Source organism: Bacillus sp. FJAT-28004 (assembly GCF_001280845.1).
GTDB lineage: Bacteria > Bacillota > Bacilli > Paenibacillales > Paenibacillaceae > Pristimantibacillus.
This window is the reverse complement of sequence record NZ_LGHP01000001.1, coordinates 1,786,184-1,812,688: the sequence shown is the minus strand read 5'-3', so window position 1 is coordinate 1,812,688 and position 26,505 is coordinate 1,786,184. Positions and strand designations below refer to the sequence as shown.

Genomic DNA, 26,505 nt, shown 5'->3' with positions numbered 1-26,505 from the left:
AAATAACGAATATCAAAATCAGTGAATAACAATTGGAATTTACTTGCCTAATTTAGAGCATGGGGTGAACGACGTTGAAACAATTAATTTTAATTAGACATGGCGAAGCGGAGCATCTACTTTCTGGGCTTGTTGGAGGTTGGACCGATACAAAATTGACCGAGAGAGGTAGACAGCAAGCTAAATGTACGGGGGAACGATTATTAGAACGTTTTGCAAATGTTTCGGTGAATTTGTGCAGCAGTGATTTATCTAGGGCGAGTGAAACAGCTGAGATAATCGGCAGTGTTCTTTCTAAAGACCCTATCTTGTACGAAGAACTCCGGGAGCTAAATAATGGATTAGCTGCTAATTTATCTGCAGAAGATGCAAAAAAAATTAGGAATCCTATTACTGAACCGGTAATTGACTGGGTACCCTACCCACAGGCAGAAAGCTGGATGTTGATGTTTGTTCGCCTTTCAGCCTTTATGGACAAGTTAATTAATAATAATGATGATGATGTCATTATATTAGTTAGTCATGGAAATGCAATTATATCCTTAATCCATTATTGGTTGGAGTTTTCTACAGAAATGTTTAAAATATCATTTGATATACAGCCTTGCAGCATAACAAGTTTAAGAGTGAATAAATGGTCTGAAAAAACAATTTCAAAACTAAACGATACCTCACATTTGGAAAATAAGGGAATTGCAACTACTGACATTTATTTCAGCTGATTCCTATCGTTAATAGAAATGGTCGTTGTTCAGATTTTACAAAGACGAGCTAAAATGATAGGCATGTACCCGAAGATACATGCCCCCATGTTTATCGCTAAGTTATAGTTGTATTTGCGTTGCCACCCATTTGTTTAATAAGATGAAGCGCACGTTCAGCGACTTCATCATCTACGGTTGCCGTAAGCAACCCGCTATCAAACAAACCGTTCACTTCAATTGCACGCAGCGCTTGAAGCTTGCGCATGGCCTCTTGTGCAGCACCTTCACCCTCAAAGGTCGCTTGAATTTCAATTTGACTCATTATGCCTGCTCGTTGCGCTCATCAGCTTGCGCTGCACGCTCTGCAGCTTTGCGATCAGCTTCGTCTGCAAGCTCCTCGGAAAATTCCACATCTTCGTTTTTACCTACAGGCAAGTTGCCAAAGTTTGTTTTCTCCAAGCTGTTATTGTTGTTGTTGTTGTCTGTCATGTTATTAGTTCCCTCCGGTTGTTTGGTGATGTATGGTTTTCCTACCCGAATAGAGTATGTTTATCCGCCATAATCTATACAGCCGTGTGAAGAAAAAAAAAGACGTGCCGGGTTATTCACCGCGGAACGCCTTTTTCATTTTTTTAAATATCGTTTCATGATGCTCTTGATCATTAGATGCGGAATCGCCGCTTTGTCCGCCAAACTGACGAAGCAGGTCCTTCTGATCATCCGTCAAGCTAGTTGGTGTAACGATGGTAACCTTCACATGCTGATCGCCTTGACCGTATCCACGCAGCTTAGGAACACCTTTGCCTTTGAGCCTGAAGTAAGTGCCTGTTTGTGTGCCAGCTGGCACCTTCAACTTCACTTTCTCTGTTAAAGTTGGAATCTCAATTTCATCGCCAAGCGCTGCTTGAACGAATGTAAGTGGAACCTCACAATAAATATCGTCGCCTTCACGCTCGAAAAACTCATGCGACTTCACCCGTATAACAATATACAAGTCGCCCGCTGGACCGCCGCGAAGACCGCCCTCACCCTCGCCAGACATCCGGATTTGAGCTCCGTCATCAACGCCGGCTGGAATACGGATGTTGATTTTGCGTTGACGCTTCACTTTACCCGCGCCGTGACAAGTTGTACATTTTTCTTTGATTACGCGGCCTGTGCCGCTGCAATTCGTACAAGCACGGCGGTTGACCATACGACCAAATGGCGTATTTTGAACAACCTCTTGCTGTCCGCTGCCCTTACAAACCGAACAGCTTTCCGGTTTCGTACCTGGCTTTGCCCCATCACCGTGACAGGTATCGCATGTTTCTGTGCGCGGAATCGTAATTTCCGTTTCTTTGCCAAATACAGCTTCCTTAAATTCAACTGTCATCGTGTACTGGAGATCGTTGCCTCGCTGCGGTGCATTTGGATCTCGACGTCCACCGCCACCACCAAAGAACATGTCGAAAATATCGCCGAAGCCGCCGCCAAAATCAGCACCGCCGCCTCCGCCGCCCATACCTTGGTTTGGATCAACATGACCGAACCGGTCATACGTTGAACGTTTTCCATCGTCGCTTAATACATCGTACGCTTCTTTAACTTCCTTGAACTTCGTCTCAGCATCTGCTGCCTTGTTCACATCGGGATGATATTGACGTGCTAGCTGTCGGTATGATTTTTTAATATCGTCTGCCGATGCATCCTTGCCAACACCAAGCACCTCATAATAATCGCGTTTGCTTGCCACCTGTTCTCACCTCCGCTATTTATCATATGATTCCTCATGCATTTGCGCACGAAAGGAGGTCAAAGCCAGGTAGCGCCTGTCTTTGACCTCTCGCTCGCTACACTTTATTTATTATCGTCAACCACTTCATAGTCAGCGTCTACTACATTTTCTTTCCCTTTTGCAGCGCCAGCTTCTGGTTCAGCACCTTCAGCTGATTGTGCTGCTTGCTCATACAGCTTAACAGAAAGCTGTTGAACGATTTCAGTCAACTCTTCAGCTGCTGCATTGATTTGCTCAAGATCGTCAGTTGCAAGCGCTGCGGTTACTTTCTCTTTCGCAACGTTAGCTTTTTCGATTTCAGCAGCATCAACTTTATCGCCAAGATCTTTAATCGTTTTGTCAACGGAGTAGATCAATTGGTCTGCACTGTTTTTCGCTTCTACAAGGTCACGACGTTTGCGATCTTCTTCAGCGTTAAGCTCAGCGTCTTTCATCATTTGGTTGATTTCATCATCGCTCAAACCGCTTGAAGATGTAATCGTAATTTTTTGGCTCTTGCCTGTTCCTTTATCAAGAGCAGATACGTTAACGATACCGTTCGCATCGATATCGAAAGTAACTTCGATTTGTGGAACGCCGCGCGGTGCAAGAGGAATATCATTCAATGTGAAACGACCAAGCGTTTTGTTACCTGCCGCCATTGAGCGCTCACCTTGCAAGACGTGAATTTCAACGCCTGGCTGATTATCCGCATAAGTGGAGTACACTTGCGATTTGCTCGTAGGAATCGTTGTGTTGCGATCGATCATTTTAGTGAACACGCCGCCAGCAGTTTCGATACCAAGCGACAATGGAGTAACGTCAAGCAATACAACGTCTTTCACATCGCCAGTCAATACGCCCGCTTGTACAGCTGCACCAAGTGCTACAACTTCATCTGGGTTTACGCCTTTATGAGGTTCTTTGCCGATCAATTTTTTAACAGCTTCTTGTACCGCAGGAATACGAGTCGATCCGCCTACTAGTACAACTTTATCGATATCGCTTGGAGACATTCCTGCATCGCTAAGCGCTTGACGAGTAGGTCCAAGCGTACGCTCTACAAGAGAAGCTGCAAGCTCTTCAAATTTCGCGCGAGTAAGGCTAAGCTCCAAATGCTGAGGAACGCCGTCAACCATTGTAATGAACGGAAGGGAGATAGCTGAAGTCAATACGCCGGAAAGTTCTTTTTTCGCTTTCTCAGCAGCATCTTTCAAGCGTTGAACAGCTGATTTATCTTTAGATAGATCGATGCCTTGTTCTTTCTTGAATTCAGCAACGAGATGATCGATTACGACTTGGTCAAAGTCATCTCCGCCTAGTTTGTTGTCGCCGCTTGTAGCTTTAACTTCGAAGAATCCGTCGCCAAGCTCAAGGATGGAAACGTCAAATGTACCGCCGCCAAGGTCATAAACAAGAATCGTTTGGTCTTCTGTTTTCTCAAGGCCGTATGCTAGAGCAGCAGCTGTTGGCTCGTTGACAATACGAAGCACTTCAAGACCAGCAATTTTACCAGCATCTTTAGTAGCTTGACGTTGGCTGTCGTTGAAATAAGCAGGAACCGTAATGACGGCTTGCGTTACTGTTTGACCCAAGTAAGCTTCAGCATCAGCTTTCAATTTTTGCAAAATGATTGCAGAAATCTCTTGTGGTGTGAAATCTTTATCATCGATTTTTTCTTTGTGGTTCGTACCGATGTGGCGTTTAATTGAGCTAATCGTACGATCAGGGTTTGTGATCGCTTGACGTTTTGCTGTTTCACCAACAACACGCTCGCCGTCTTTCTTAAAACCTACAACTGAAGGTGTTGTGCGGTTACCTTCCGGGTTAGGAATAACGACAGCTTCTCCGCCTTCCATTACTGCTACGCAAGAGTTTGTTGTACCAAGGTCAATACCAATTACTTTACTCATAGCTATAGTTCCTCCTACATTTTTTAATTTTATAGTAATAACAGCTTGCTTTGTCTTATTTTCGACGAGAAAGCTTTTACCGTTTAACTGCTTACTTTAACCATCGCAGGACGCAATACCTTATCTTTCAAGATGTAGCCCTTCTGCACTTCCTCGACAATAATGCCTTCTTCATGCTCTTCGGAATCCACTGTCATTATAGCTTGATGGAATTCAGGATTAAAAGGCTCGCCAACAACGTTCATGGCTTTAAGACCTTCCTGCTCAAGTGTTGACTCTAGCTGACGGAAAATCATGTCTACACCCTTCGCGAGTGATTCGAAATCACCGTTTATAGATGCAGCAGCTACAGCGCGCTCAAAATTATCTACAACTGGAAGCAGTTGATCGATCAGCTTCATCGATGCATACTGTCCAAGTTCTTCTTTTTCTTTCAATGTACGGCGACGGAAATTATCGAAATCCGCTTGTACGCGCAGGAGGCGCTGCTCTTTCTCTTCTGCCAGCTTCACAAGCTCCGCATAACGCGAATCTTCTTCCACTACCTCGCTTGCCGTATCCTCGTATGCTTGCTCTGATTGCTCAGCAGATACTACTTCTTCCACTGCCTCAGCGGCTTCATTATGTTGTTCTTTCGTACTCATGCAATCACCTCCTAAAAAAGTTTACGAAGCAAACTTGGCAAAATAATCATTAATTACTTATACCAGCGGCCAAGAAGAACCGCCATATCCTTGGATATAATATCCAATAAACTAATGACTTTGCCGTATTCCATTCGTGTTGGTCCTAGAATGCCGATCGTTCCCAGCGATTGGCCATCAATGGCATAGGTTGCTGTGATAAGACTGCAATCGCTAATTGCCTTATGGTCATTTTCTGTCCCGATACGTACTTGTATACCTGACGGAAGGCCGGTAAACATTTTCATAATGGCTGGTGTCTCATCAAGCAAATCCAAAATCGTTTTTACTTTGTCTACATCCTTGAATTCAGGCTGTGTCAGCATGTTGGTTGTACCGCCTAAGAAGATCCGATGCTCATCTTCATTCTGCAGCGCATGATCCAGAACCTGTAACAGCTGCTCATAATGATCAACATGCCTCTCAAGTTCTTGCCCAACTTCTGTGTAAAGCTTCGACCTTAGACGAATCAGCGGAACGCCAACCAATCTCGTGTTCAAAATGTTAACGACCTTCTCCATGTCCTCCATCTTGAGGCCTTCTGGAATCGAAATCGTCCGATTTTCAACATGTCCAGTGTTCGTCACGATAATAGCGACTGCCGATGTTTGATCAAGCGGCACAAGGCCAAAATGCTTAAGCGATGTGCTGAACATTTCCGGTCCAAGCAAAATAGATGTGTAATTGGTTAAGTTGGAAAGGATCATCGCCGTTTGTTGAATAACCTGTTCCATTTGATTCATTTTGTCCGTTACGAACGAGCGAACCACACCAATGTCTTTCTCATCCACTTCGCTAAGCTTTATTAAATGGTCGACATAATAACGGTAGCCTTTCGTCGATGGGACACGCCCTGCTGACGTGTGCGGCTGCTCCAAGAAGCCTAGCTCCTCCAAATCCGCCATTTCATTGCGAATGGTGGCTGGACTGAAGCCAACGTCGCCGCGCTTCGAAATACTGCGTGAGCCGACTGGTTCAGCCGAGCGAATATAATCATCCACTATCGCATGCAAAATCATCCGTTGTCGTTCCGTCAGCATTCGAATTCCCCCTACGTAAATGATAAACCCGTTATTTCGATGTACCTTCGTTAGCACTCAATCCGATCGAGTGCTAATCATTACTACAAAAATACCAAACCAGCTTGTCGATTGTCAAGTCAGTTCAGCATTTTTCATGTGCCTATTTCAATTTAAACGTCTGACAAATTGTTTAATCACGCAAGAAAACGTAATTTAATCATCAACTTTTGCTTAAAAGAAAAGCCGCTGCGCCATCAAAATATAATGGCGTAGCGGCTCATCCTATCGACGATTTAAACTTTATGAACTCTTCCTGCTTCATCAGTTGCATACTTTTCTCTTCTCACGCGTGTTTCACCTTGGTATAATTCTACGATTCGGTAAGGAGCAACAGAGTCATCTATAATAACTTTCCAGCCATTTGTATTTAGCAAAGCGAACAGCTCATCGTAACCCATTGCTTTAAAACCATAAAACCCGCTAAATCCTGCCCATTTCTTCAAAAGCACTGTTGTTACATGCTTTAGCTTATCTTCTACTGCTACGATTTGATCTTTTCTTTGGCTCATTTTTATTTCTCCTCTATATGACAATAAACATCTACCTTGACTATATACCAAAACGCGCATCATTACTATCAACGAGTTTGGACAAATGGATTTGAATAAGCTATTACAACCATCAATGCTTTCTAACATAACTGAAACAGCGCACACCAATTGAGTATCGGCACGCGCTGTCAGCATTGTTTTTTCATGTGTCTACTTAAGATGGGTATGGTTATTCTAGCGGTAATGGAAAATAGTTCTATTTTTAAAAATGGAAGTCGCGTATCATAAAATGCCCTTTAATTCAGCATTCTCAGAACAGCTATCTCATCGCACGCAAGCTGCTTTGGACAATTGACGCAATCCTTCCATACCTTTTCCGGGAAAATTTCTTTGTCTACAACCTTGAAGCCATTTTTCTCAAAAAAGGATACCGCATACGTTAAAGCCATAACCTTCGGAATTTGCTGCTCTCTTGCTTGTTCGATCAACGCCTCTACCAGCTTGCTCCCAATTCCTACGCCTTTGTAGCCCTCGGACATGCCAAGCGAACGAATCTCAACCAATTCCGTACCGAGCCGCAGCAGTGAACCACAGCCAACTACTTCTTCCCCAATTTCCGCGACGACGAATGTATCTATCATATATTCGAGCGCTTCCCGAGTGCGAGGCAGCATAATGCCTTTCTCTGCATATCCTTTAATCAATTCAAACAAAGTCTCGATATCGTTTGATGTCGCTTTTCTGCATACGACCTGTACTGCCTGCATTTGTGCATTCGCCTCCACCCGGTGCAAGATCATAATCAATATGAATAAATATACACCACAACGAATTTTTTCTCAAGAGTATTTTAGCCGTTATATCCGATGAAAGCACCAAAAACTTCGTTCCCGAGAAGTACACCTTTGTCAGTCAATCGATAAATGATATCGTCTTCTGTATGCTCAGCTTCCAACAGGCCATCATTCATTAATTTATGAATCACATCGCCAAACTTGTCCTCCAGCCTTTGACCTTCAAACTGATTCGAGAAGCGTGACGCCGGAACGCCATCCAGTAGTCTGAGCCCTACCATCATTAAATCCTCCATCGCCTCTGCCTCAGCAACCTCAAACGATTCGAGGCGCGGAAGCTTACTCGCTGCCGCATCGATATAAGGTGTAATCCCTTTTAGATTAACGTGACGCATGCGATTGACATAACCGTGTGCTCCTGCTCCCAAGCCGTAGTATGGCTCATTGCGCCAATAGGTGGAATTATGACGGCTCTCATAACCTGGTTCGGCGAAGTTACTAATTTCATAGTGCCCGTAACCGTTTTTCTTCAGCATGTCCATGAGCAAAATGAACATATTAAATTCCTCTTCCTCTGGAGGCAAAGGCAGCTCATTGCGCTCATACAGCTTATGGAACAATGTGTTTTCTTCTACTTTAAGACTATAGATTGAGTAATGAGGCAATCCCAGCTCCATCGCTTTATTCACACTGTCTCTCAATAACTCTACCGTTTGACCTGGCAGTCCAAACATTAAATCGATGGATAAGTTGGTAAATCCAACTTTTCGCGCGTTTTCGATGCTGCGATATACATCATCTACACTATGAATGCGGCCAATACGCTCCAGCAATCCATTATCAAAGGATTGAACCCCGAAGCTGATGCGATTCACGCCGCCTTCCTTCATAGCCGTCAGCTTATCTATATCTGTAGTTCCTGGATTCGCTTCCATCGTAAATTCCACATCAGGGGCAAGCGGAAAATACGTACGGACAGCCTTCAGAAACCTTTCCATTTGCGGAGGAGTCAATACGGTAGGGGTACCGCCGCCAACAAAAACAGTATCGATTTCTACTGGAGGCCACTCAGCTACTGTACGCTGCATTTCTTGCTCAAGCGCATCAAGATACTGATCGACAGGCTGCCCTTTCAGAACATAAGAAGTGAAATCACAATAATGGCATTTATTCGTACAAAACGGGATGTGTATATATAAAGCGCGTGGTGATTGCGTGATGGTCATTGTTAACATTCTCCTTCAAGCGTAAACAGCTGATACCGCATCCTCGTGGCGCGGCTCACATTCCGCATTGAAATATAAGTCTATAATATAGTTTATTTAAATAGAAAAGAGGGAGAGCAGCGCCCTCCCTCATCCTCGTACGTTTTAATCCTCGCCGATTTTGAGTACCGCCATGAACGCTTCCTGCGGCACCTCTACACTACCTACTTGCTTCATCCGCTTCTTGCCTTCTTTCTGCTTTTCAAGAAGCTTACGCTTCCGGCTAATGTCACCGCCGTAGCATTTGGCAAGAACGTTTTTGCGCATTGCTTTTACGGTCTCACGTGAAATGATCTTGTTGCCGATAGAAGCTTGAATCGGCACCTCGAACATTTGGCGCGGAATGAGTTCCTTCAGCTTCTCGCAAATAACCTTGCCGCGTTGGTAAGCACGATCGCGGTGGACAATGACAGACAAAGCATCAACCTGTTCATTGTTGAGCATAATGTCCATTTTGACCAGATTGGATCTGCGATAGCCCGATATCTCGTAATCGAACGATGCATAACCTTTCGTGCTTGATTTCAACTGATCGAAGAAATCATACACAATTTCTGACAAAGGTAATTGATACGTAAGCGTTACACGATTCAAATCCAAATATTCCATATTCACGAATTCGCCCCGCTTGTTCTGGCAAAGCTCCATGATTGCGCCGACATAGTCATTTGGTACAATGATAGCAGCCTTAACGAAAGGCTCTTCTACGAAGTCAAGCTTGCCTGCTTCAGGATAGTTCGATGGATTATCAATCTCCATCGTATCACCATTTGTCAGTGTAATTTTGTAAACTACGCTTGGTGCTGTCGTAATAAGTGGGATGTTGAATTCCCGTTCAATCCGTTCTTGAATAATTTCCATATGAAGCAAACCAAGAAATCCGCAACGGTAGCCAAAGCCCAAAGCAGTTGATGATTCCGGCTCATATTTGAGTGATGCGTCGTTAAGCTCCAGCTTCTCAAGCGCATCACGCAAGTCATTATAGTCCTGTGTCTCGATTGGATAGAGTCCACAGAATACCATCGGATTAATCTGACGATAGCCTGGCAGACGTTCAAGTGCAGGTTTCTTCGCATCCGTAATTGTATCACCGACACGCGTGTCCTTCACGTTCTTGATGCCCGCAACGACAAAACCAACATCACCAACCGCAAGTTCCTTCACGATCGCCATGTTCGGCATGAATGCCCCAACCTCGATGACCTCAAATTCTGCTCCCGTTGCCATAAACTTAATTTTATTGCCTGCTTTGATGCTTCCATCCATAACCCGTACATAAACGATTACGCCTTTGTATGGATCATAATGGGAGTCAAAAATAAGCGCTTTAAGCGGCTGATCTGGATCTCCTTCTGGTGAAGGCATCTTCGTAACAACCTGCTCCAGTATTTCCTTAATGCCGATTCCAGCTTTTGCGGAAGCAAGTACCGCGTCGCTGGCATCTAATCCAATTACATCTTCGATTTCCTGCTTCACCCGTTCAGGCTCTGCACTTGGCAAATCGATCTTGTTAATAACAGGTACGATTTCCAAATTGTTATCTAACGCCAAATATACGTTAGCGAGCGTCTGAGCTTCAATGCCTTGCGCAGCATCAACAACGAGCAAAGCACCTTCACAAGCAGCGAGACTACGTGAAACCTCGTATGTAAAGTCGACGTGTCCAGGCGTGTCAATCAAATTGAGTATATACTCGATCCCGTCATCTGCAGTATACGCTAAGCGTACCGCTTGCAGCTTAATGGTAATTCCGCGTTCCCGCTCCAAATCCATTTTGTCAAGAACCTGCTCTTGCATCTCGCGAGATGTCAATGCGCCGGTAAATTCTAAGATCCGGTCAGCAAGCGTAGACTTTCCGTGGTCTATATGCGCGATAATGGAAAAATTCCTAATTCTCTTTTGTCGGTCACGTACGTCAGTCATGCCTAACCCCCACAATTTCCAATAATGCTATTCATTCCTCCTATTATATCAGTTAAGGGGAAGACCAGCAATGTTCATTATCACTTCGTCAAGCCATCGAATATAGATACGACCATTCGAATGCCTTCACTTGACATATTTTGCAGCAATCCTGAGGTTGAATCTGCGATCTTGTTGACAGCTGGCTGATCATTTTTGAGCGGAAGGCCAGGCATCCTCTCGTTCTCGATAGGCAAGGGTTCAGCAGTCTCCGCCTTATTAGCGTCTTCTCCATACGCAGCAAGTCGCTTTAGTTCCTTAAGCTCCTGCTCAAGCTGGGCAATTTTTTGCTGCTGTTCCTTTTGAAAGTCATTAGCTGGCTGTACATACTGCTCCGCCTGTTCCATCTCTGTATTCCCGTTCGCGCCTTCGATAGGCCCATAAATACGCTCAATTCCCGCAGAGGACCTTTCAATACCGTACATTATGATAATGGCCATGGCGCCGCCCAGCACCGTCCATTTTAACGCGTTTCGTTTCACTTGTTCTTCGCCCCTCTCCTTGCTTTAGGTTGTTGATAGCTAGTTTGCCGACGCTTTCTCATCCGCCCAATAAATTTCCGAGATAACCTCAGCAAGGGCATCTGCCGTACGATAGGATTCATCGAGTGTGTTGTCTACGCCGCCTACTTCAATGAGCACATTATCTTCGGCTAGCGATTGATTGTATTCGGCATTGCCGGAAGAGGCTGTTTTTCCCCAGATTCCGCGTGATATGCCTGGGTATTTTTTATCGAGCGCTTCATGAATTTTGGTCGCAAACGCTTCATTTTTTTCCCAATTCGGATTTTTATGCCCAATGATGAAATATACTTGCGCGTAGCTTTTGCCATCGATATCGATCGTCGTATATTTCCGTTTCTGCGAATCACGATGAAGATCAAAGAAAAATTTCAAATCCTTGCTGCTTGCAATGGCTTCCTTCACCGTTTTCATCGAATATTTATAGGAATAGTTCCAATCATAGCCTTTAATAGCGGTTGGATAATCGATATCGGAATGCTGCGCCCCTACACCCTTCTCCTCCAGCTTTTGCGCGAGCCTTTTCCCAACCAGCGTTATATTTTTTGTAGTAGAGTTTGGGTCCTTCTTCTTGTCTGTCAGCACAGGGTACCAGGATTCACGATTATGCGAGTGATAGATAAAAGCCACTTTCCTACCGCCAGTCGTCGGCTTAGTCGGCTTCACAGGCTCACCGTTATCCCCCTCACCGTTTCCTTCAGAGGGCTTATCCGTCTGCACGGGCAGCGGTTCCTCTTCATTCCCCACTTCGGTTCCATTGTTTGATACATCTGTTCCATTTTCCTCATTTAATTCATCAAGTGGATCATATGTAATCGGGGCATTGTCTTCCGGCCCTACCGCTGTATCCGTGCCCACACCTTTACGAATTAAGTAAGCATCATTAACTCCCATACCAGGGAGCTCCCCTGCAAGCAGACTTTTTGGATCGTTAGGATTAATATCCGTTAAAGCTCGCATGAGAAACGCACTTATTTGCTTGGATGTAAAAGAATCCGTTTCCCGACTGCTTTGAAAAGAAGGCATTTCCATCTCTAGCATATCCCCAAAAAAACCACTCGATACAGCAGCAGCGAAACCTTTCATCGAATTAACTGGCGAAGCTGTCGTTTGCTGGTGCGCCATTCCCGCTACACCTAACAAAATAAAAAACAGCATAGAGCAAAAAGAGAGCAACGCGAACGTACGTCCCGTTGTTAGCAATTGCCTCATTCGTCTACTTTCCTTTCCTATATCAAGCAGCATGATTTTTCTTTTCATTTGTTTTATAACCTCCCGCTTTATAGTACTTGTCGCTTTAGTCACTACTAAACTATGAGAGTAATAGAGTTCATAGAACTAAATCTATGTACAATAGTCGCGGGTGATAGAGTTGGTTTATGGAATGTAAGCATCGCCAAAACAAAACAAAGAGGCTGTCCCAAAGGTGTTAAACCTTTAGGTCAGCCTCGTTTTTACAAACTCGTATGGAATTAATGAGTATAGGCAGCTACATTGTTTGAATCGACCGCCTCATGCAGCGATGCATTAAGCCCACTGGCAATAATATTCGCTATATCCTCAATAAACTCGTCAATTTCCTTTGGTGTAACGAGAAGATCGTGACCAAGCGGACTAAGCACTTCCCTGACTAGCTGCAGCCTCTCGTTCTCTTCCATTTGATTCACCAAACCCAAAATTTGATCTGAGTTGCCGGTTTGCTTCTTAAAATGATTGCTCATCATTTCAAGTGTGTTATTGACGATGGTCGAAGCGTAAACAACCGTAGGGACACCGATCGCAATAACAGGAACGCCTAAAATTTCTTTCGTAAGCCCTTTTCTTTTATTGCCGATGCCTGAGCCCGGATGAATGCCCGTATCTGCAATTTGGATCGTCGTATTGACTCTCTCTACAGCCTTAGAAGCTAATGCATCAATGGCAATGACAAGTTCCGGACTCGTCTTCTCAACAATCCCCTGTACAATTTCACTGGATTCAATACCCGTTATACCAAGCACTCCAGGAGCAACTGCGCTTACAGCACGGTAACCAGGAGCGACTTGATCTGGCATAAGCTCAAAGTAATGACGGGTCACCATCACGTTCTCTACCACAATCGGACCAAGAGCATCCGGTGTAACATTCCAGTTGCCTAAGCCTACAATTAGAACTCGCGCTGTTTTGTTAATTGATAACCGTTCAAGGAAAGCTTCAAAATGTTTAGCAAACTGCGTCGCCACACGGTCCTGCAAACCTGTATCGCCATTTCGCAGCTCCGGAACCTCGATTGTTACATAATGCCCTTGCATTTTGCCAATCGCCTGAGCACCCTGCTCGTTCTGTACATGTAGCTGCGTAATCGTTATGCCTTCATCTTCGGAAGTTTCAGATTGGATGCCTGGTATTGGTCCGCCAAGCGGGGCCTCAGCCATCTCCTTCGCTTCAAGTGCCAAGTCGGTTCTAACATTATATTTTTGCAAATCAAGCTCGTTCTCCATTGATCATTCTCCCTTCAAACACCAGTTCTGATGTTATTGTTTGCAGTTGGATTATTTTCATACTCGCAGATGAGCCTTCGTCCTTACAGAATACTGTATCCAACCTATACTTCCTGCTATTGCTTTTTGAGGAGTAGCATGATAATATACTTTAAGTTGTGTTGTCTAGGTTTATGATGTAGATAAACCGTTGTAAACAGTTTAGGAGGTGAATTCCATGCCAAATATTAAATCCGCGATTAAACGCGTTAAAACAAGTGAAAAGCGTCGTGCTTTGAATGCATCCCAAAAATCCGCACTTCGTTCGGCCGTTAAATCTGCTGACCAAGCTATCGCTGGCACTGATGTAGAAGCTGCTAAAGCAGCTCTTATCGCTGCAACGATAAAATTGGACAAAGCAGCAACTAAAGGCCTGATTCATAAAAATGCGGCTTCCCGCAAAAAATCACGTCTTGCTAAACGATTGAATGCCCTTTCGGCTCAAGCCTAAGCAAAGATACCCGCTCAAACGAATGACGTTGTCCGCTTGGTCAACTGAAAGTCGTTTAGCACAACAAAAAAGCTTCACTGCTCTTACCGAGCGGTGAAGCTTTTTTGTTGATTAAAAAAACGGCTATGGAAAGGACGCTAAGCGCCCTTCTCCATGCCGAGTGAAAGCAAATAAAGCTCTAAACCGAGCGTTTTATCGATTGCTCCAGTTTTCATTTTATAATCAAGATCCGCAAGTGAAGCAAGCAGCCTGCCTAGTCTAGCCACTTGAAACTTTCGGCTTTTCTCTGCGGCAAGCTTGACTGCGTACGGATGCAAGCCTAATTGACCAGCCATTTGCTGAGGTGAATATTGATGCTGCTCCAGCTCTTTGATTTGAAGCATAATTCTTAATTGCCTAGCGATAAGCGCAGCAATCTTAATGGGTTCCTCACGACGAACTAGCAGCTCCCTATACATGCGTATAGCCCGGTCAATACGAAGCTCTGCAATGGCATCTACAAGAGCAAATACGTCTTCTTCGACGGTTGCCGCTGTAAGCAGTGATGCAGTTTCTACATTGATGACACCGCCTGTGCCCGCATGTAAACAAAGCTTGTCCACTTCCTGCGACAATTGCTGCATATTCGCTCCAACACGAGACAGAAGCAGCTCAGCAGCATCACCTGACAACGTCCTTTGCTGGTCAGTTGCCCGTTTAATCATCCATTGCTTAAGCTGTGCTGCATCCAGTTCGGGAAACGGAACTAGGGAATGTCGATCCTTTAACGTCTTTACAAGCTTTCGACGTTCATCCAGTTTCTCTGACTGGACAGAGATGACGATAATCGATGTCTCAGAAGGGTATTCCATGTACTGAATCAGCTTCTCTGGACGATGCTCAAGCTTTCCGCCTTCTTTCCCCCCTGCACAAAGAACAGTCGCATCTCGAATTAAGATAAGTTTGCGCTGTACAAAAAAAGGCGAGGTTTCCGCTTCAAGAACAGCTTCCTCAATCGAGGTTTCCGCCGTATCAAATTTAACAATGCCAAGCTCGCGCTCCTCAGCAGTAAACATCGCTTCGGTTAATACGTTTATAAATTGCTGCAGGCGATAACGATCCTTGCCATAAAGCACATAGATTGGACGAAAGCGTCCGCCCTTAATCTCTTTTAATGCTTCCTTTGCATCCATACCTTCACCTCATCACGAGTAAGTACAATTAGACGGCAACAAAGGGATGAGCCGTATAAAGCCTCATCCCTTTGCCGAACATCTATATAAACATTCGCAGGCAGGTCCATGGTACCGCCCTGCGGATGGTCATACGACGTTAAGAGTTCGTCGCAGACACTATCGCTGCTAACATTATACGCATTAATCCAAATAATTGTGCGTAATAACCTCTAGTTTTGTAGAACGCAACACGCTCAATACGGAGGAAATTTCAAATTAATGCCCGGCCTTCTGCTCCGTTAGCGTAGAAAGATCAATCACATATTTCTCGATTGCCCCTTGTTCAACATGAACCTCATAGGTCAGCTTTGTGCTGTCCTCCGACCAGACTAGATTCAACAGTTCACCGTTTTTGCGCGGCGATGTGAATACAGTCGATTGGTCAGATGCGGCAAGAACTTGAATTTTAAAATTCTCAACTTTCCCGTTATAAAGGCCATCTGGAGAAACAATTCCAGTGCTGCTCGATTGAATGCCAAAACCCTTCTCGCCTTGGTTATCAACCGTTCCTCCAGACGAATTCGAAGTATCGCCTTTTGTAGTACCTTCTTCTAGAGGTTCTCCAGCAATCCCTTTATCTCCGTCAGCTGTTAAAGGTTTTTGAGCGGTGCTTTTTGTCGTGGGCAATGCTGATGAATCTGATTCATCACCTTTTTTTGCCGTTTCTGTCTTAACTTCTTGGTCTCCAGTGCCGCTATCGGTTCTATACGACATTTCCACTGGCGTTTCGTTCATCATATCAGCCGCGGCGTTATTCGATTGCTTGGCGGTAGATAGTGAAGCATTCATATCGCCGATCGAGCCTGAATTATACGTTACTATAAATAATCCTGCAACGATACCGGCTGCGATCACACCGCTCATAACGCGCATGGACGGCCAGCGGCGTTCTCGCTTCGTGAGACGTTTTGTAGCTTCCGTTCTGCTGACCATTGATGGCGGTTCCGCTTCAGGTTGACCAAACAGTTCCATCCGCTCTAATTGAGGCATAATCGCATCGACTAAGCTATAGCTCGGCATAACTTTTGGCAAGCTGGTAAGCTCGGCGGACAACAGTTTTAACCGCTCGAACATGGCTGCACAGTCCGGACACTGTCTAGTATGATTCATCAAGACTTCGATCTCGCTTTCATCAAGATCGCCGTCTAGCTGTCTTTGCATTAATTCCATCACCTCTTGACAATTCATCCCCGGACACCACCTTTCTGATAATCATGGAGTAAAGTCTGCAGCTGCTGCCTAGCTCTGAATAAATAGGATTTCACCGTATTAAGCGGCAAATCAAGCGAATCTGCAATTTCATTGTAAGAGAAATCCTGTAAATACCGAAGGACGACGACCGCACGATGATGCTCAGGAAGCTTATCGATTGCGGCTTGAATGTCTTTAACAGCGTAAGCAGACATTACCTCGTCCTCCACGTTTTGTTTCTCGTGGAATACCATGTCGTGCTCATCTATTGAGACGGTCGGTTTATTTCTCCGAAACTTATCAATGCAAATGTTTGTTACAATACGCTGAATCCATGTTTTGAATTGCGCTTTTTCTTCGTACGAGCCTATTTTTGTATAGATGCGAATAAGCGCTTCTTGCGCTGCATCAAGGGCATCTTGTTCATTATTTAATATATAATAGGCTGTCCGATAAACATGTGTTTCAATCTCTCGCAAAAGAGTAATTAAAGCGTCGCGATCTCCCGACTGAGCGGCTCTTATAAGCTCCGGCTCCACCACGAAGGATCCCCCTCTCTTGCAACCATTCTGACGAACTGGTTGCGGTAAAAGTTGCAGATTAAATAGAAAAATTACTTTATTTTTTTTAGTAAGTTTTAACAAGCAGAGCGATTGTCCCCTAGTGGAACATCCTGCCATGCTTCATGCAGGAAAGAATCATAACAAATTTACAGATAATCGCTATGCTGTGAAAGAATCGAAATAAACTCCACATTAAAGGATACCAAATTTCCAGTAACTCGTATATAGAAAGTAGTCGAGAACCAATGAAAACAGCTTGACTGCCTTATTCCTAAGTATGAATGATTATCATTTGATATGCGAATTGTTGTACATAAAGACGGATCAATCGCTGCTTGTCCCCGTTTTTTTCTAAACTTCTGCTCAATTTTTTATTGTATACGTATATAAATCTCGGCTAGTTACAATAAATCGTACCTCGCCATCTCGATCTGTTCGCCACAAAGCGGTTCCGGCATCGTTTAACCTAGATAGTACATCCGGGCTAGGATGACCATAACTATTCGTTGCGCCTACTGAAGCTACCGCTCCAAGTGCTTGCCAATAATCAAGCCAGTCCGAGCTCGTAGAAAAACGACTGCCATGGTGCGCGATCTTCATGACAGAGACAGTTGCTTGCTTAGGAACCATTAAGGATTGCTGCTGTTCATTCCGTATGATAGCCCGTTCCGCAGCAGCGTTAATATCACCGGTAAACAAGAAGACGGATTGATAAAGTTGAACACTGAGCACGACACTTGCTTCATTCTGTTCCTCAAGCTGTTCCACAACGCCTTCCTTATCATCAATTGGCCACAAAACACTCACCTTCGTGTTTGGATCTAATTGCTGCTTCATGCCCGCAGCCGCACTGTACATCGGAATTTGCAGCGCCAGTACTTGCTTTAAAAGCTGCTGCGCATCGTCTGCCTCCTTAACCGTTCCGTTCCACCAAATGCTGCGTATCGGAATGGACTCCAATACCGCTTTCAAACCACGAATATGATCACTATCCAAATGTGAAATCACGAGAATATCGATTTCTCGAACTCCTCTTTTCATTAGTAAAGGTACAAGTACCTTTTTCCCAATTTCAAAAGGGTCGCTCCGCTCCTTCCACTCTTCACCCGGCTTGCGATAGGTCATTGTACCTCCGCCATCGATCAAAATATGCTTGCCGCTTGGCGTACGGATATGTACCGCATCCCCTTGACCGACATCGATAAAGCTGACCACAGCATCATGGCTTAATAAATCTGGTTTATAGGCATAAAAAAGCATAATAAGCGCTAACCCTATAAGCATATACAAACTAATGCTTATCTTTTGGTTGCTTTCATTGATCCCTATGTAAGTATGAACGGCTCCTATTGGTGCTGTTTCCTCTAAGTTTGCTGCATCTTCCGCATGCTTCGCTGCGATTCGTATTGTCCAAAATCGTAAAACACGGAATATGACACCAAATATAAGCAGCCAAGCTAACACCCACCAAAGCGGCGGTGTTGCCCAAATCGTTCTTAACGAATCCATTTCGGATAACTGCTCGACAAAGGCAAAAGTCCACTCATTCGCAAAATGTGAACAAAAGGCAAGCAGCTTACCTCCGCCTTCCCAAGGTATTGCAAGCAGCAGGGCAACTGCGCCAAGCGGCATGACAACAAAGCTGATAAAAGGAACGAGCAAAAAATTAGCAAGCATAGACAACGCATGAAACTGATTGAAATAATAGATCGTTAGTGGAAAAGATACGATCTGTGCAACGAGCGTAACAGCTGCCAAATCAAGCAGTGGTTTTCCTCTCCGCCACTTTGGCATCGCTTGCCGTACGGGCTGAACACCTACGATTAAGCCAACCGTTACGATAAACGACAGCTGGAAGCTTACATCTTGGATAAAGAATGGGTTATAAATAAGCATAAGCACCGCAGCGGCAGCAAGCAGATGCAATCCATCCTTCAGCTTGCCCATCCGGGCAGCCAACAACCCCAGAACGGACATTAGTCCGGCGCGAACAATGGAAGGGGAAGCGCCAGCAAGCAGCACATAAAATGGAACGGAGAACATAAGAATGAGCAGCATTCGTTCGCGGCTAATTCGTGCGAAACGCAGTAGGGCGCTTAGCGCATAGAGGAACACAGCAACATGGAGACCAGAAATAGCTAAAATATGCGTTAAACCAAGCCTTGAAAATTGCTGGAACTGCTCTGGATCGAGGTCCTCGCGAATGCCGAGGACCAGACCCTTCATGTATCCGGACTGTGAGGACGGATACAGCGCATCCATTCGCGCGCCAAGCCATGCGCGCGCGTTGTCGACGCGGCCAAGCAGCGCGGCCGCGGTCCACTTAGGGCCCGGCGCCGGCATTACGGCGGTGGTGCCCTTCACTTTGAGCAGCCAGTGGATTCTCTGGCTGCTGAGATAGCGGCGGTAATCAAACCCGCCGCTATTGGATGCGCCAGCCGGCCGAGTGAGCTCGCCGGCAATGCGCACTTTGTCGCCGCGCTGCCAAGCCGCGGCGATGGCCTGCTCCGGCTGCTCCGCTAGCCGGACATGCACGATCAATCGCTCGCGCACCTCTTGCGCAGCGGCTTCACCCTGGGCGTGGATGCTATGCGCCTCCACGCGAAACATCGCGCGGTCGCCGTCGACCTCCACCGCCGACACAATCACACCCTCCGCCTCCGCCGCATACGCAGCTCGCGGTCCATCCGCCTCAGCGGCGGCGAGCAGTGCTGGCAGCTCAGTCACGTTACGGGCATCTGCCCATAACCGTTCTCCAGCGGCTAGGCACACTGCCAAAGTACAAGCCGCCGCAAGCTGCCACGTCGCTTGGCTGCACAGCACTGCGGCGGCTGCCAGCAGTATACCCGCTCCCGCCGCAAGCCAAACGCCGCTGCTGTTCAAACCTGCAGCAGCGGCGCTCCCGAACACCCAGCAGATCGCAAACCAAATCAATGGACGTCGATTCACCTATAGCTCCCCCATTTCACTAATCCTCAAAACAAAAAAAGAACCCCTGACGCATCTAAAGATGCAATCAGAGGTTCCTCCTCAGTTCTACTATTCTATAAGCTGCGCTATGATGTTACATCCATATGCGCCTGAGCAGGTGGTTCGAAATGATCCAAACGACGGAAAACAATACCTTTCTGGGCCATCAGATGAATCACCTTTTCACTGTCTTTAGGATAACTGCGATGATAGACGATTTCGATAACTCCGCTGTTCGCAAGCATGTTGGCGCAAGTCCAGCAAGGCTGATCGGTAACATATACGGTTGATCCTTCGCGATCGGTACGATCCGTGAACAGCAGCAAGTTTTGCTCTGCATGTATCGTTCGGATACATCGCTGCTTCTTGAATAGCTGCTCCTTGCCGTCGACCTGCTTCATCTCAACTTCCTCCGAAATCATGCAGCCTGCCTCAAGACAGTCCTGCACGCCCATTGGCGCTCCGTTATATGCTGTACCGAGCAGTTTTTTTCCTTGTACAAGAACAGCTCCAACATGCCTGCGCGGACAACGCGAACGCGTCGAAACCATATAAGCAATATCCATAAAATACGTGTCCCAGTCCTTGCGGTCGCTATCCTTCGTTTGGGTGTTCATAACTTCAACTTCCTCTCTCATGCTGCATCTGATGATCTAGTTGTATTTATTTATCGTTAAATTTGTTGAAATATAAGAAAGTATAACTTTTGCTCCTACTTATCTTATATTTCTCCGTCAACGCTGCTTCAGCATCCAGAGGACGCTAAGGCTTTATTCTTGGCTGGCAGCAATGGCTTGCTCAATGTCCGCCAAAATATCATCAATACCTTCTGTACCGATCGATAGACGAATCATCCCTGGTGAAACGCCCGCATTTGATTGCTGCTCCTCAGACAATTGTAGATGCGTTGTGCTTGCCGGATGAATGATTAGCGACTTGGAATCGCCGACGTTAGCCAAATGGGAGAACAGCTGAACCGAGTTAATGACTTTCTTGCCCGCTTCCACTCCACCTTTAATGCCGAATGTCATAATAGCGCCTTTGCCCTTAGGCAAATATTTTTGTGCAAGGTCATATGACGGGTGGCTTGGAAGTCCTGGGTAATTAACCCACTCAACCGCTTCATGGCCTTCCAAAAATTCAGCTACCTTTTGTGCATTTGAGCTATGACGTTCCATCCGAAGATGCAGCGTCTCAAGACCTTGAAGCAATAGGAATGAATTGAATGGTGAAATGGCAGCTCCCATATCTCTTAGCAATTGCACGCGTGCTTTGATGATATAAGCGACAGGACCAACTGCATCCGTGTAAACAACGCCATTGTAGCTTGGATCCGGCTCAGTCAAGCCAGGGAATTTGCCGCTAGCTTTCCAATCAAACTTTCCACCGTCTACAATGATGCCGCCGATCGATGTTCCATGCCCGCCGATAAATTTGGTTGCGGAATGCACCACAATATCTGCTCCATGCTCAATCGGTCTGCACAAGTATGGGCTCGGGAATGTGTTGTCAACGATAAATGGAATACCGTTCTCATGCGCAATCGCAGCAACCGCTTCAAGATCGATAACATCGCCTTTAGGATTTCCGATCGTTTCGGCATATACTGCTTTCGTACGTTCGTTAATTGCACCGCGGAAGTTCTCCGGATTCGACGGATCTACAAATCTCACTGTAATGCCAAGCTTCGCAAGCGTCATTGAGAATAAGTTATATGTACCTCCATACAAGCTTGTAGCGGAAACGATCTCATCGCCAGCTCCTGCAATATTAAGAATCGCATATGTAATTGCCGATTGACCAGAAGCAACTGCTAAGGCTGCCGGAGCACCTTCTAATTCAGCTACACGTTTCTCAAAAACATCCGATGTCGGGTTCATAATTCTAGAATAAATATTTCCAAACTCCTGCAATGCAAATAAATTAGCTGCATGATCTGTATCTTTGAATCCGTAAGATGTCGTCTGGTAGATAGGTACCGCGCGCGACATCGTAGTCGGATCGATTTGCTGACCTCCGTGGACGGATAGTGTGTCAAGGGTAAGCTTGCGTTGTTCTGACATTTTCTCGACTCCTTCAATGAGTTAATAGATAATGGCAAACGGAAGTGTAAATGCCCGCTTCTTTCCATTCTCTCACAATTATGGACGAGCTACAATGCTATCTTCTATTCCCTGCACTAGTTTTTCTCCAATTCCCTTGACACGGAGCAGATCATTCGCTGAAGCATATTTCCCGTTTTTTTCTCTATCATCAATAATAGCTTGCGCTTTGGATGGCCCGATCCCTTTTAAATCATCGAGTTCCGCTGCAGTAGCCCGGTTGATATCAAGTTTCCCAGCATATCCTATATCTGAATCAGTTACGGGTAATGCAGATGTCATTGGCGCTGTTGAAGCGCCTGTCTCATCCGGCACTGTATTTTTAGCCACGCTCGTAGCTTGTGCATCTAGCTGCTTTTCTGAAATCGCTTGTTTATCACTCTTGTTCTGAGCGACTCCTTCGCCTGCATTCGTCGCATCAAGCGAGGTTATCGCCGTTTTCACAGCTTCGTTTAATGGAACCCACTCTCCTGTTTCCGTCTGTTTAGGCTCCATAAAAGCAGCTGCCAACAATACCGCAGCCGTTAGGATTAATATAGAAGCAAATAAAATGACCTTGCCAGAAATTGTACCAGCTGAAGCTTTCACCTCATCCCATCCCCCTTTGAAAGTGACAAAATAGTTGGTAATTGGTGACATATAAAACAAGTCCTGCGGAATAAGGTAAGAGAGCACATGAAACGGCTAAAGATACAAAAGTCTTTGACTCGGGATTTGTTCGCATATGGCCTTGTCTATTATTTGAAGCTGGCTGTGCGCGCCAAACCTATAGGAGGGTTCAGCATGAATGTCGGATTTATCGGGACGGGCACAATGGGAAGCCTGCTCATTGAAGCTTTGATAGCATCAGGTGCATTATCTCCAAAACAAATTGCCATCAGTAACCGCACCTTTGCAAAAGCGCAAGCTTTGGCCAACCGTTATTCCGGCATGAGAGCCGAATATACGAATGCTGCGGCTGCCTGCGGCTGCGATATCATTTTTTTGTGTGTGAAGCCCTCGGAGTTCAAAACTGTGGTCGACGATTTGAGGTCGAGCGTTAGGCCCAATCAAATTGTCATCTCTATAACGAGTCCAGTGCTTATCTCTCATCTTGAAGGGGAACTCAATTGCAAGGTGGCCAAGGTTATTCCAAGCATTACAAATTATGTGTGGAGCGGAGCATCGCTTTGCATTTATGGTGAAACGATTGATGAAAATGATAAGGCTCAGCTGGAGGACTTATTATCCCATATCAGCCAGCCGCTGCGAATAGATGAAAGCTATACGCGCATCGTATCCGATCTTTCAAGCTGCGGACCTGCCTTTATCTCCTTCCTGCTCGAGCAATTTGTTGATGCAGCTGTTGAAGAAACGGGCATTAGCCGAGAGGAAGCTCTTCGGGTAGCAAGCGCTATGCTGCTCGGAACAGGCTTGCTGCTGACCGAAGGTGGACTTACACCAGCAGAGGTGCAAGAGAGAGTTGCCGTCCCTGGCGGGATTACAGCCCAAGCACTAAACCTGCTGCGCCGCGAGACAGAAGGCGTATTCAATCAGCTCATCCGTACGACTCATGCTAAGTTCGATGAAGATGTGGTCAAGGTCTCGACCGCTTTTATAGGCAAAGAGGTGAACGGTCAATAGCTGTTCTTCAGCTAAAGCCCGCTCACCTCTTCTGTTTGTCTTAACCTGCAACGATGTTGACTAGTTTGCCTTTTACAGCAATGACTTTGCGGATCGTTTTGCCGGAAATAAGCTCTTGCACTTTCTCAAGCTCTTTCGCTAAGCTCTCCATCTCTGCAACATCCATATCAGCTGCAATGGAAACACGATCTGCGATTTTACCGTTAACTTGTACGACGATCTCAACTTCTTGATCAACCGTCCAAGCTTCCTCGAACGTTGGGAATGCCGCGTAGGTAAGTGAATCCGTACGACCAAGTTTCTCCCACAGCTCTTCCGCGATATGCGGCGCAATTGGAGATATCAATTGAACGAATTGCTCCATTGCTGCCTGCGGAAGAACTTCTGTTTTGTATGCTTCGTTGACAAAAATCATCAGTTGACTGATTACGGTGTTGAAGCGCAGACCCTCATAATCTTCTGTAATCTTCTTGATTGAACGATGCCATGTGCGTTTGAATGCATCACTTGTTTCGCCATCTCCGATTTTGGCATTCAGGCTGCCATCCTCATTTACGAACAAACGCCATACACGGCTAAGGAAACGGTATGTTCCTTCAACGCCATTCGTGTTCCAAGGTTTCGTCGCTTCAAGAGGACCCATAAACATTTCGTACATACGAAGCGTATCTGCGCCAAACTCGTTTACGATATCATCAGGATTAATGACATTTCCACGTGATTTGGACATTTTTTCATTGTTGTTTCCAAGGATCATGCCTTGATTGACAAGCTTGTGGAACGGCTCCTTCGTATCTACAACGCCGATATCATAAAGCACCTTGTGCCAGAAACGAGCGTAAAGCAAATGAAGCACAGCATGCTCAGCGCCGCCGATGTAAAGGTCAACCGGAAGCCATTGCTTTTGCTTCTCTGGCGAACAAAGCTGCTTATCGTTTTTAGGATCGATGAAGCGCAAGTAGTACCAGCAGCTGCCTGCCCATTGCGGCATCGTATTTGTCTCGCGTCTTGCCTTCATGCCTGTTTCAGGATCGATTGTATTGACCCATTCCGTCACGTTCGCAAGCGGGGATTCACCTGTTCCTGAAGGTTTGATCGCATCAACATCAGGCAGCAGAAGCGGCAGCTGATCCTCAGGAACTGTCTTCATCGTTCCATCCTCCAAGTGAAGGATCGGAATCGGCTCACCCCAGTAGCGTTGACGGCTGAACAGCCAATCGCGCAAACGGTACGTTACTTTCCCTTTGCCTTTGCCCGATTCATCCAGATGCTCAATCATCTTCGCAATGGCTTCCTCATTCGTCAAGCCGTTCAAGAATTCAGAATTGATATGTTTCCCGTCGCCTGCATAAGCTTCCTTCGAAACATCTCCGCCCTGCACGACTTCAACGATTGGCAATTCGAATTGCTTAGCAAACTCCCAGTCACGAGCATCATGACCTGGAACCGCCATAATAGCGCCCGTTCCATAACCAGCGAGTACATAATCTGCAATCCAGATTTGCGTTTTTACGCCGTTAACCGGGTTGATCGCGTAAGCGCCTGTGAATACGCCAGATTTGTCTTTAGCCAAATCCGTTCTCTCAAGGTCGCTTTTGCGGGCAGCTGCCACTTGATAGGCTTCAACGGCTGCTTTTTGCTCCGCTGTCACGATTTGTGCAACAAGCTCATGCTCCGGTGCCAATACACAGTAAGTCGCGCCAAACAATGTATCTGGACGAGTCGTAAATACGACTAATGCGGAATCATGACCGTCTATCTCAAAGGTAACCTCAGCGCCTTTCGATTTCCCAATCCAGTTGCGCTGCATATCTTTAATGCTCTCCGACCAATCAAGCTCTTCCAAATCATCCAATAAGCGATCTGCGTATTCCGTAATTCTCAAAATCCATTGGCGCATTGGCTTGCGAACAACCGGATGATTGCCCCGCTCACTCAGGCCGTTAATGACCTCTTCATTGGCAAGCACTGTTCCAAGAGCTTCACACCAGTTAACCGATACTTCGGCTACATATGCGAGTCCTCTATTGTACAATTGGATAAAAATCCATTGCGTCCATTTATAATATTCAGGATCCGTCGTACTAATCTCACGATCCCAATCGTATGAGAAACCAAGCGATTTTATTTGTCTGCGGAAATTATCTATGTTTACAAATGTAATATCACGCGGGTGCTGTCCTGTATCAAGCGCATGCTGCTCCGCAGGCAATCCGAACGCATCCCAGCCCATCGGATGAAGAACGTTGTAGCCCTTCATTCTTTTGTAGCGAGACACGATATCTGTAGCTGTATAACCTTCTGGATGCCCTACATGCAAGCCTGCTCCTGATGGATAAGGAAACATATCTAATGCATAAAACTTTGGTTTTTCCGCATCCTCTGTCGTTTGGAACGTTTTGTTTTTATCCCAGAATTGCTGCCATTTCGGCTCGACAACAAGTGGGTTATAGCCGTGAAATTGCTGTTCTTGAGTCATATGCTCATATCCTCTCTCAAATAAATGCTGAATGCTTAATCGCACAAAAAAAACATAAAACCTCTCGCCCCTAGCGAATTATCGCTAGGGACGAGAGGTTGTTCTCCCGTGGTACCACCCTAGTTAGCGGCAGACATGCTTTGTCCATCGCTCACTTGTCGCCCTTATCGCGGGCCAAACGGTGCTTTTTCTCGCAATCGATGCGTTGCTCTCATCGTTACG

At 45.7% G+C, this 26,505-nt stretch carries 24 protein-coding genes and 1 other annotated feature (1 of these 25 running past the window's edge); of the genes, 3 read left to right on the top strand and 21 right to left on the bottom strand.

Going from position 1 to position 26,505, the window contains the following annotated elements; all coding sequences use genetic code 11:
• Positions 1-74 precede the first annotated feature (74 nt).
• Positions 75-722, top strand: coding sequence for a histidine phosphatase family protein (locus AC787_RS07495; protein WP_054024207.1), 648 nt, complete (start codon positions 75-77; stop codon positions 720-722).
• 97 nt (positions 723-819) lie between these two features.
• On the opposite strand, the gene AC787_RS07490 is transcribed toward AC787_RS07495, so the two are convergent.
• The 13 genes from AC787_RS07490 to gpr form a co-directional block, all read right to left on the bottom strand.
• On the bottom strand, positions 820-1,026 hold the full coding sequence (locus AC787_RS07490) for a hypothetical protein (RefSeq protein WP_054024206.1): 207 nt from the start codon (positions 1,024-1,026) through the stop codon (positions 820-822).
• A complete protein-coding gene (locus AC787_RS33030; protein ID WP_069188207.1) occupies positions 1,026-1,193 on the bottom strand; it encodes a YfhD family protein in 168 nt (55 codons plus the stop codon). The genes AC787_RS07490 and AC787_RS33030 overlap by 1 nt, the downstream gene beginning before the upstream one ends.
• A 112-nt stretch (positions 1,194-1,305) precedes the next feature.
• Positions 1,306-2,439: a molecular chaperone DnaJ gene (dnaJ, locus tag AC787_RS07485; protein WP_054024205.1), complete on the bottom strand. Its 1,134-nt coding sequence runs from the start codon at positions 2,437-2,439 to the stop codon at positions 1,306-1,308.
• A 104-nt stretch (positions 2,440-2,543) separates the two neighbouring features.
• Positions 2,544-4,373 (bottom strand): molecular chaperone DnaK, encoded by a 1,830-nt coding sequence (gene dnaK, locus AC787_RS07480; protein WP_054024204.1) that lies wholly within the window; start codon positions 4,371-4,373, stop codon positions 2,544-2,546.
• Positions 4,374-4,456: 83 nt separating this feature from the next.
• The gene (grpE, locus tag AC787_RS07475) at positions 4,457-5,017 is read right to left on the bottom strand and encodes a nucleotide exchange factor GrpE (protein ID WP_054024203.1); all 561 of its coding nucleotides are present in this window, start codon (positions 5,015-5,017) and stop codon (positions 4,457-4,459) included.
• A 53-nt stretch (positions 5,018-5,070) separates the two neighbouring features.
• Positions 5,071-6,096, bottom strand: a complete 1,026-nt coding sequence (gene hrcA, locus AC787_RS07470) for a heat-inducible transcriptional repressor HrcA (protein WP_054024202.1) — start codon at positions 6,094-6,096, stop codon at positions 5,071-5,073.
• 275 nt (positions 6,097-6,371) lie between these two features.
• Complete coding sequence (locus tag AC787_RS07465; protein ID WP_054024201.1) at positions 6,372-6,647, bottom strand: hypothetical protein; 276 nt, start codon at positions 6,645-6,647, stop codon at positions 6,372-6,374.
• 278 nt (positions 6,648-6,925) lie between these two features.
• Positions 6,926-7,396, bottom strand: a complete 471-nt coding sequence (locus AC787_RS07460) for an N-acetyltransferase (RefSeq protein WP_054024200.1) — start codon at positions 7,394-7,396, stop codon at positions 6,926-6,928.
• An 83-nt stretch (positions 7,397-7,479) separates the two neighbouring features.
• On the bottom strand, positions 7,480-8,658 hold the full coding sequence (gene hemW, locus AC787_RS07455) for a radical SAM family heme chaperone HemW (RefSeq protein ID WP_054024199.1): 1,179 nt from the start codon (positions 8,656-8,658) through the stop codon (positions 7,480-7,482).
• Positions 8,659-8,793: 135 nt separating this feature from the next.
• A complete protein-coding gene (gene lepA, locus AC787_RS07450) occupies positions 8,794-10,611 on the bottom strand; it encodes a translation elongation factor 4 (RefSeq protein ID WP_054024198.1) in 1,818 nt (605 codons plus the stop codon).
• An 80-nt stretch (positions 10,612-10,691) separates the two neighbouring features.
• Positions 10,692-11,132, bottom strand: coding sequence for a hypothetical protein (locus tag AC787_RS07445; protein ID WP_054024197.1), 441 nt, complete (start codon positions 11,130-11,132; stop codon positions 10,692-10,694).
• A gap of 39 nt (positions 11,133-11,171) precedes the next feature.
• Positions 11,172-12,431 carry a stage II sporulation protein P gene (locus tag AC787_RS07440; protein ID WP_054024196.1) on the bottom strand — a complete coding sequence of 420 codons (1,260 nt, stop codon included), beginning with the start codon at positions 12,429-12,431 and terminating at the stop codon, positions 11,172-11,174.
• A 212-nt stretch (positions 12,432-12,643) separates the two neighbouring features.
• A complete protein-coding gene (gpr, locus tag AC787_RS07435) occupies positions 12,644-13,651 on the bottom strand; it encodes a GPR endopeptidase (protein ID WP_054024195.1) in 1,008 nt (335 codons plus the stop codon).
• Positions 13,652-13,868: 217 nt separating this feature from the next.
• On the opposite strand from gpr, the gene rpsT reads away from it, so the two are divergent.
• Complete coding sequence (rpsT, locus tag AC787_RS07430) at positions 13,869-14,141, top strand: 30S ribosomal protein S20 (RefSeq protein WP_054024194.1); 273 nt, start codon at positions 13,869-13,871, stop codon at positions 14,139-14,141.
• Between the two features lie 137 nt (positions 14,142-14,278).
• Here the strand turns inward: rpsT and holA are convergent, their stop codons facing one another.
• From holA to AC787_RS07395, 7 genes are all read right to left on the bottom strand, one after another.
• On the bottom strand, positions 14,279-15,313 hold the full coding sequence (gene holA, locus AC787_RS07425) for a DNA polymerase III subunit delta (RefSeq protein ID WP_054024193.1): 1,035 nt from the start codon (positions 15,311-15,313) through the stop codon (positions 14,279-14,281).
• Positions 15,314-15,571: 258 nt separating this feature from the next.
• Positions 15,572-16,543 (bottom strand): anti-sigma factor family protein, encoded by a 972-nt coding sequence (locus AC787_RS07420; RefSeq protein WP_054024192.1) that lies wholly within the window; start codon positions 16,541-16,543, stop codon positions 15,572-15,574.
• Positions 16,540-17,088 carry an RNA polymerase sigma factor gene (locus AC787_RS07415; protein ID WP_053376850.1) on the bottom strand — a complete coding sequence of 183 codons (549 nt, stop codon included), beginning with the start codon at positions 17,086-17,088 and terminating at the stop codon, positions 16,540-16,542. Before AC787_RS07415 ends, AC787_RS07420 begins: the two co-directional genes overlap by 4 nt.
• Before the next feature lie 384 nt (positions 17,089-17,472).
• Positions 17,473-20,058, bottom strand: coding sequence for a DNA internalization-related competence protein ComEC/Rec2 (locus AC787_RS07410; protein ID WP_054024191.1), 2,586 nt, complete (start codon positions 20,056-20,058; stop codon positions 17,473-17,475).
• A gap of 107 nt (positions 20,059-20,165) precedes the next feature.
• Complete coding sequence (locus AC787_RS07405; protein ID WP_054024190.1) at positions 20,166-20,696, bottom strand: deoxycytidylate deaminase; 531 nt, start codon at positions 20,694-20,696, stop codon at positions 20,166-20,168.
• A gap of 153 nt (positions 20,697-20,849) precedes the next feature.
• Positions 20,850-22,142, bottom strand: a complete 1,293-nt coding sequence (locus tag AC787_RS07400) for a homocysteine synthase (RefSeq protein WP_054024189.1) — start codon at positions 22,140-22,142, stop codon at positions 20,850-20,852.
• A gap of 78 nt (positions 22,143-22,220) precedes the next feature.
• Positions 22,221-22,769 carry a ComEA family DNA-binding protein gene (locus AC787_RS07395; RefSeq protein WP_054024188.1) on the bottom strand — a complete coding sequence of 183 codons (549 nt, stop codon included), beginning with the start codon at positions 22,767-22,769 and terminating at the stop codon, positions 22,221-22,223.
• A 195-nt stretch (positions 22,770-22,964) separates the two neighbouring features.
• On the opposite strand from AC787_RS07395, the gene comER reads away from it, so the two are divergent.
• A complete protein-coding gene (comER, locus tag AC787_RS07390; protein ID WP_054024187.1) occupies positions 22,965-23,804 on the top strand; it encodes a late competence protein ComER in 840 nt (279 codons plus the stop codon).
• 40 nt (positions 23,805-23,844) lie between these two features.
• On the opposite strand, the gene leuS is transcribed toward comER, so the two are convergent.
• The gene (leuS, locus tag AC787_RS07385; RefSeq protein WP_054024186.1) at positions 23,845-26,283 is read right to left on the bottom strand and encodes a leucine--tRNA ligase; all 2,439 of its coding nucleotides are present in this window, start codon (positions 26,281-26,283) and stop codon (positions 23,845-23,847) included.
• An 83-nt stretch (positions 26,284-26,366) separates the two neighbouring features.
• Positions 26,367-26,505: a binding site (T-box leader), on the bottom strand; it runs 115 nt beyond the window's last position.